1 pseudogene is annotated in these 329 nt (G+C 34.7%); it reads right to left on the bottom strand.

What is annotated here, in order from left to right:
- Positions 1-329: pseudogene (locus tag Q1X91_RS09135) on the bottom strand (hypothetical protein); the annotation flags it as partial.

Here is a 329-nt window from a genome sequence, read left to right as displayed (position 1 = left end):
GCATAATATTTCTGTGAAAGATTCAAAGCCGTTTCATATTGATTGTCTAGCTTAAACTCCCTGTCATAATCAACTAAACGCACTATTTTGTTATTAAAAGTAAATAAATCAGCTCCGCCGCTCTCCCAGCCTATAGAAGAAGTTGTTTGATTATTAGGTATAATATTAACCCAGTCGGATTCTTGTGCTTTATCTGGAGGAATTGAAGACACTTGTAATTGATAATAACCAGACTTTTTAATATGCTCCTCTGTAACGGTGAAGTTTGTTTCAAATTTATCAACGGTTTCCATAATCTCTTTTATTGGCGGCATAGGATAAGTGCTGTT

Origin of the sequence: uncultured Brachyspira sp. (assembly GCF_949287625.1) — a bacterium.
Lineage (GTDB): Bacteria > Spirochaetota > Brachyspiria > Brachyspirales > Brachyspiraceae > Brachyspira.
This window is presented reverse-complemented; position numbering and strand designations above follow the sequence as displayed.